A 2161-nucleotide genomic window follows, 5' to 3' on the forward strand; every position below is an offset into this window, starting at 1 on the left:
GTCGCGATGCCTACGCGGCGCGGCTGGCCGAGGAGGCCAGCAAGTTCACGTTGGTGCACTCGGAACTGATGGCCGGCATCAACAAGATCCTGAAGTTCATCACCTACCTGATGATCCCGGCGGGTCTGCTCATCATCTACAACCAGCTGTTCTCGAGCGGCGAGTCGCTCGGTCCCGCGCTGAGCGGCATGGTGGCCGCGCTCGTGCCGATGGTTCCCGAAGGCCTCGTGCTGATGACGTCGATCGCGTTCGCGGTCGGGGTGGTCCGGCTCGGGCAGCGCCAGTGTCTCGTGCAGGAACTGCCGGCCATCGAGGGCCTGGCCCGCGTCGACGTGGTGTGCGCGGACAAGACCGGAACCCTCACCGAGAACGGGATGCGGCTGGCCGAGATCGTGCCGATCGACGGCGCGGACGAGAACACGGTCCGCGCCGCGCTCGCGGCGATGGCCGGCGACGATCCGCGCCCGAACGCGAGCGTCGCCGCGATCGCGGAGGCCCTGCCCGACGATCCGGGTTGGGGTGCGGCGACCGCGACCGCCCCGTTCTCGTCGGCGAAGAAGTGGAGCGGCCAGTCCTACGGTGCCCACGGCAACTGGCTGCTCGGCGCCCCCGACGTGCTGCTCGATCCGGCATCCGACGCCGCCCGCAAGGCCGAGGAGATCGGCGCGCAGGGGCTGCGGGTGCTGCTGTTCGCCGAGAGCGACCGTCCCGTCGAGGACGAGGCCGCGCCGGGCACCGTCACCCCTCGTGCGCTGGTCGTGCTCGAGCAGCGGGTGCGGCCCGACGCGAGGGACACCCTCGAGTACTTCGCCGGGCAGAAGGTCGACGTCAAGATCATCTCCGGTGACAACGCGGTGTCGGTCGGCGCGGTCGCGTCGTCGCTGGGTCTTTCGAACGGGGATCGGCCGGTCGACGCGCGCACCCTCCCCGAGGACCCCGACGAGCTCGCCGAGACCGTCGCGTCCGCGACCACGTTCGGCCGGGTGCGGCCCGATCAGAAGCGCGCGATGGTCGGGGCGTTGCAGTCGCGTGGGCACACCGTCGCGATGACCGGCGACGGCGTGAACGACGTGCTGGCCCTCAAGGACGCCGACATCGGAGTCGCGATGGGCTCGGGCAGCCCCGCAACCCGCGCGGTCGCGCAGATCGTGCTGCTGGACAACAAGTTCGCGACCCTGCCGCACGTGGTGGGGGAGGGCCGCCGCGTCATCGGCAACATCGAACGGGTTTCCAACCTGTTCCTCACCAAGACGGTGTACTCGGTGCTGCTGGCGTTCTTCGTCGGGGTCTCCGGGGTGCTGTCGCAGCTGTTCGACTTCGATCCGCTGCCCTATCCGTTCCTGCCGCGGCACGTGACGATCGCCGCCTGGTTCACCATCGGCATCCCGGCGTTCCTGCTGTCGCTGGCCCCGAACAACGAGCGTGCCCGGTCCGGGTTCGTGCCCCGCGTGATGCGGCTGGCGATTCCGTCGGGCGTGATCATCGGTGTCGCGACGTTCGTCTGCTACGTGCTCGTGTACGGGGGACCGGAGCAGACCGAGCAGCAGAAGATCCAGGCCGGTACGTCCGCGCTGATCACCCTGATCATGATCGCGCTGTGGGTGCTCGCGGTCGTCGCCCGGCCGTATCAGCTTTGGAAGATCGTGCTGTTGATCGGATCGGTGCTCGGCTACGTGATCCTGTTCACGGTGCCGTTCTGCCGCGAGTTCTTCGCGCTGGACCCCTCGGACCTCGGATACACGACGATCGCGTTCGTGTGCGGCGCCGTCGGTGTGTTCCTGGTGGAGGTCTCGTGGTGGGTCACCGGGCGTCTGCACGGCGAGCACCGCCGCCTGTTCGCCGCCCCGGACGATCTGCTCCCGGGCGTACACTGACCGGCGTATTGCGAACACCCTCGGCAAGAACCGTTCCGCTTCGACGGAAGGAACAGCAGATGGGCTTCATGGATACGTTGAAAGGCTTGGTCGGCAAGGGCAAGGACTACGCCGCCGAGAATCCCGACAAGGTCGGTTCGGCCATCGACAAGGCCGGCGATCAGGTGGACGAGAAGACCGGCGGCAAGTACGCCCAGCATGTCGACAAGGCGCAGGACGCGGCGAAGAAGCATCTCGGTGCCACCGGTGGCCAGGACGCGGGCACACCGCCGCCGGGTGCGCCGCCT

At 68.6% G+C, this 2161-nt stretch carries 2 protein-coding genes; both read left to right on the top strand.

Annotated elements, in window-relative coordinates:
- Positions 1–1874 (top strand): HAD-IC family P-type ATPase (locus I0Q12_RS14655; RefSeq protein WP_197252603.1); only part of this gene is annotated, 1874 nt, incomplete at its 5' end.
- 59 nt (positions 1875–1933) lie between these two features.
- Positions 1934–2161 (top strand): antitoxin (locus tag I0Q12_RS14660; RefSeq protein WP_197252604.1); only part of this gene is annotated, 228 nt, incomplete at its 3' end.

Source organism: Rhodococcus sp. CX, assembly GCF_015865005.1.
Classification (GTDB): Bacteria; Actinomycetota; Actinomycetes; order Mycobacteriales; family Mycobacteriaceae; genus Rhodococcus.